Source organism: Thalassotalea litorea, assembly GCF_005843925.1.
GTDB classification, from domain to species: Bacteria; Pseudomonadota; Gammaproteobacteria; order Enterobacterales; family Alteromonadaceae; genus Thalassotalea_A; species Thalassotalea_A litorea_A.
The window spans coordinates 1-5,000 of sequence record NZ_VCBC01000028.1; the positions used below are offsets into that span (position 1 = coordinate 1).

The window sequence follows — 5,000 nt, forward strand, 5'->3', positions numbered from 1 at the left end:
AATGGAATGGTGGGTTAGTTAGGGGATTTAGAAAAGGAAGCAAAAAAAAAAAAAAAAAAAAAAAAAAAAAAAAAAAAAAAGAAATAAAGATTGCAGCACCTGAGTTTCGCGTATGGTCACCCACTACACTACTCGGTCAGGCTCTTACCAGCTTAACTACAGTTGATCGGACGGGAAACGGTGCTTTCTGGTAGATATGGCCGCAACCGATAGTTTAACGGAAACGCAGGTGATATGAGGGCAGGGTCCAGACATGTTCAGTAGGTGGGAGTGAGAGGTGTTATGGGTGGAGGACAATTTTTATTATATTTCATCTAATAGCAATAGGATATGACAGGTGAAAAAGCAAAAGCAATAGTGCATTGTGATGTGGAGAATAAGGTGCATACGATGAAAAAGGTGATTTGTCATTTACAAGAGGTAGGTCGAAACAGAACATGAAAGTTGGTCGGTAGGTGGCATGCAGAGGTAGTTTCAAGGTGACAGGTTATGAAGATATGGTGCAAAAGACAAATGGATGGTGGCAGGCATAGTAAAATGATGGTGTGGAAGACATAGATGGTATTTGTTTTGCATTTACGGCACCGGATGCGGGCGATAATGACGGGAAGAGATTTAGTATGTGGGACAGAATGTCGGCGGCAGTATTGAGACCATGAGAGTAGCAAACGTAAGTCTAAAGGTTGTTTTATAGTAGTTAGGATGTAGAAAATGTATTCCGATAGGCCATTTTACATTTGGAGGGACGGTTGAAAGTGGACAGAGGAAAAGGTGCGGAAATGGCTGATTTTGATTGTTTATGTTTTGTGTGATGATTTTACATTTTTGCATAGTATTAGGTAGTCAGATGAAAGATGAATAGACATAGGAGTAAGAAAACATAGAATAGTTACCGTTATTGGTAGGAGTGTGGTGGGGTGGTATAGTCCGCATTGGGATGTTACTTTCCTGTTATGGCATGGATTTCCCTTTAGGGTCTCTGAAGCGTATTTCCGTCACCGAAAAAGGCAGAAAAAGGGAAACTGAAGGGAGGATAGTAGTAAAGTTTGAATGGTGGTAGTGTAATGTATGATATCCGTTGGTTTTGGTTTCGGTTGTGAAAAGTTTTTTGGTATGATATTTTGCAAGTAGCATATATTTCTTGTGTGAGAAAGGTATATTTTGTATGTTTTGTATGTTCCCGCGCGTTTCCGTATTTTCCGCTTCCGCTTCCGCAGTAAAAAATAGTGAGGAACTGGGTTACCCGGGGCACCTGTCACTTTGGAAAAAAAATATACGCTAAGATTTTTGGAGAATAGCTTAAATTGAAGTTTTTCTCGGCGAGAAATACGTAGTTAAGGCAGAGCGACAGAGAGGGCAAAAGAAAATAAAAGTAAGATTTTAGTTTGTAATGGGAGGGGGGGTTTAGTCATGGAGTACAAGTGTGAGGAAAAGTAGTTGGGAGGTACTTCATGCGAAAGCAGTTGAAGACAAGTTCGAAAAGAGTTTGGAAACGAATTCGAGTAGGCTTGTCGTTCGTTATGTTTTTGTAAATGGCCTCGTCAAACGGTGGAGAGAGTCGCTAGGTGATCGTCAGATCTGCCTAGTCTCTATACAGCGTGTTTAATTGACATGGGTTGATGCGTATTGAGAGATACAATTTGGGAAGAAATTCCCAGAGTGTGTTTCTTTTGCGTTTAACCTGAACAGTCTCATCGTGGGCATCTTGCGATTCCATTGGTGAGCAGCGAAGGATTTGGTGGATTACTAGCTAATAGCAATCTATTTCAAAGAATTCAAACTTGGGGGAATGCCTTGTTGAATAGCCGGTCGCAAGACTGTGATTCTTCAAGTGTAACCTCCTCTCAAATCAGCGATATCAAACGTACCATTCCGTGAAACACCGGGGTATCTGTTTGGTGGAACCTGATTAGAGGAAACTCAAAGAGTGCTATGGTATGGTGACGGAGTGCGCTGGTCAAGAGTGTAAAAGCTTTTTGAACAGAGAGCATTTCCGGCAGCAGAGAGACCTGAAAAAGCAATTTTTCTGGAATTTCAGCTGTTTCCAAACTCAATAAGTATCTTCTAGCAAGAGGGAATAGGTGGGAAAAAAAAAAAGAGATTTCGGTTTCTTTCTTTTTTACTGCTTGTTGCTTCTTCTTTTAAGATAGTTATCTGGTTGATCCTGCCAGTAGTCATATGCTTGTCTCAAAGATTAAGCCATGCATGTCTAAGTATAAGCAATTTATACAGTGAAACTGCGAATGGCTCATTAAATCAGTTATCGTTTATTTGATAGTTCCTTTACTACATGGTATAACTGTGGTAATTCTAGAGCTAATACATGCTTAAAATCTCGACCCTTTGGAAGAGATGTATTTATTAGATAAAAAATCAATGTCTTCGGACTCTTTGATGATTCATAATAACTTTTCGAATCGCATGGCCTTGTGCTGGCGATGGTTCATTCAAATTTCTGCCCTATCAACTTTCGATGGTAGGATAGTGGCCTACCATGGTTTCAACGGGTAACGGGGAATAAGGGTTCGATTCCGGAGAGGGAGCCTGAGAAACGGCTACCACATCCAAGGAAGGCAGCAGGCGCGCAAATTACCCAATCCTAATTCAGGGAGGTAGTGACAATAAATAACGATACAGGGCCCATTCGGGTCTTGTAATTGGAATGAGTACAATGTAAATACCTTAACGAGGAACAATTGGAGGGCAAGTCTGGTGCCAGCAGCCGCGGTAATTCCAGCTCCAATAGCGTATATTAAAGTTGTTGCAGTTAAAAAGCTCGTAGTTGAACTTTGGGCCCGGTTGGCCGGTCCGATTTTTTCGTGTACTGGATTTCCAACGGGGCCTTTCCTTCTGGCTAACCTTGAGTCCTTGTGGCTCTTGGCGAACCAGGACTTTTACTTTGAAAAAATTAGAGTGTTCAAAGCAGGCGTATTGCTCGAATATATTAGCATGGAATAATAGAATAGGACGTTTGGTTCTATTTTGTTGGTTTCTAGGACCATCGTAATGATTAATAGGGACGGTCGGGGGCATCAGTATTCAATTGTCAGAGGTGAAATTCTTGGATTTATTGAAGACTAACTACTGCGAAAGCATTTGCCAAGGACGTTTTCATTAATCAAGAACGAAAGTTAGGGGATCGAAGATGATCAGATACCGTCGTAGTCTTAACCATAAACTATGCCGACTAGGGATCGGGTGGTGTTTTTTTAATGACCCACTCGGCACCTTACGAGAAATCAAAGTCTTTGGGTTCTGGGGGGAGTATGGTCGCAAGGCTGAAACTTAAAGGAATTGACGGAAGGGCACCACCAGGAGTGGAGCCTGCGGCTTAATTTGACTCAACACGGGGAAACTCACCAGGTCCAGACACAATAAGGATTGACAGATTGAGAGCTCTTTCTTGATTTTGTGGGTGGTGGTGCATGGCCGTTCTTAGTTGGTGGAGTGATTTGTCTGCTTAATTGCGATAACGAACGAGACCTTAACCTACTAAATAGTGGTGCTAGCATTTGCTGGTTATCCACTTCTTAGAGGGACTATCGGTTTCAAGCCGATGGAAGTTTGAGGCAATAACAGGTCTGTGATGCCCTTAGACGTTCTGGGCCGCACGCGCGCTACACTGACGGAGCCAGCGAGTCTAACCTTGGCCGAGAGGTCTTGGTAATCTTGTGAAACTCCGTCGTGCTGGGGATAGAGCATTGTAATTATTGCTCTTCAACGAGGAATTCCTAGTAAGCGCAAGTCATCAGCTTGCGTTGATTACGTCCCTGCCCTTTGTACACACCGCCCGTCGCTAGTACCGATTGAATGGCTTAGTGAGGCCTCAGGATCTGCTTAGAGAAGGGGGCAACTCCATCTCAGAGCGGAGAATTTGGACAAACTTGGTCATTTAGAGGAACTAAAAGTCGTAACAAGGTTTCCGTAGGTGAACCTGCGGAAGGATCATTAAAGAAATTTAATAATTTTGAAAATGGATTTTTTTGTTTTGGCAAGAGCATGAGAGCTTTTACTGGGCAAGAAGACAAGAGATGGAGAGTCCAGCCGGGCCTGCGCTTAAGTGCGCGGTCTTGCTAGGCTTGTAAGTTTCTTTCTTGCTATTCCAAACGGTGAGAGATTTCTGTGCTTTTGTTATAGGACAATTAAAACCGTTTCAATACAACACACTGTGGAGTTTTCATATCTTTGCAACTTTTTCTTTGGGCATTCGAGCAATCGGGGCCCAGAGGTAACAAACACAAACAATTTTATCTATTCATTAAATTTTTGTCAAAAACAAGAATTTTCGTAACTGGAAATTTTAAAATATTAAAAACTTTCAACAACGGATCTCTTGGTTCTCGCATCGATGAAGAACGCAGCGAAATGCGATACGTAATGTGAATTGCAGAATTCCGTGAATCATCGAATCTTTGAACGCACATTGCGCCCCTTGGTATTCCAGGGGGCATGCCTGTTTGAGCGTCATTTCCTTCTCAAACATTCTGTTTGGTAGTGAGTGATACTCTTTGGAGTTAACTTGAAATTGCTGGCCTTTTCATTGGATGTTTTTTTTCCAAAGAGAGGTTTCTCTGCGTGCTTGAGGTATAATGCAAGTACGGTCGTTTTAGGTTTTACCAACTGCGGCTAATCTTTTTTTATACTGAGCGTATTGGAACGTTATCGATAAGAAGAGAGCGTCTAGGCGAACAATGTTCTTAAAGTTTGACCTCAAATCAGGTAGGAGTACCCGCTGAACTTAAGCATATCAATAAGCGGAGGAAAAGAAACCAACCGGGATTGCCTTAGTAACGGCGAGTGAAGCGGCAAAAGCTCAAATTTGAAATCTGGTACCTTCGGTGCCCGAGTTGTAATTTGGAGAGGGCAACTTTGGGGCCGTTCCTTGTCTATGTTCCTTGGAACAGGACGTCATAGAGGGTGAGAATCCCGTGTGGCGAGGAGTGCGGTTCTTTGTAAAGTGCCTTCGAAGAGTCGAGTTGTTTGGGAATGCAGCTCTAAGT

General features: G+C 42.4%; 3 rRNA genes (1 of these 3 running past the window's edge). 2 read left to right on the forward strand and 1 reads right to left on the reverse strand.

The annotated features are described in order from the left end of the window. Positions 1-87: 87 nt before the first annotated feature. A 5S ribosomal RNA gene (gene rrf, locus FE810_RS17325) occupies positions 88-208 on the reverse strand. A gap of 1,938 nt (positions 209-2,146) precedes the next feature. Between rrf and FE810_RS17330 the strand changes: the two genes are divergently transcribed. Further along, positions 2,147-3,956, forward strand: a 16S ribosomal RNA gene (locus FE810_RS17330). Between the two features lie 345 nt (positions 3,957-4,301). After that, a 23S ribosomal RNA gene (locus FE810_RS17335) occupies positions 4,302-5,000 on the forward strand; it runs 2,876 nt beyond the window's last position.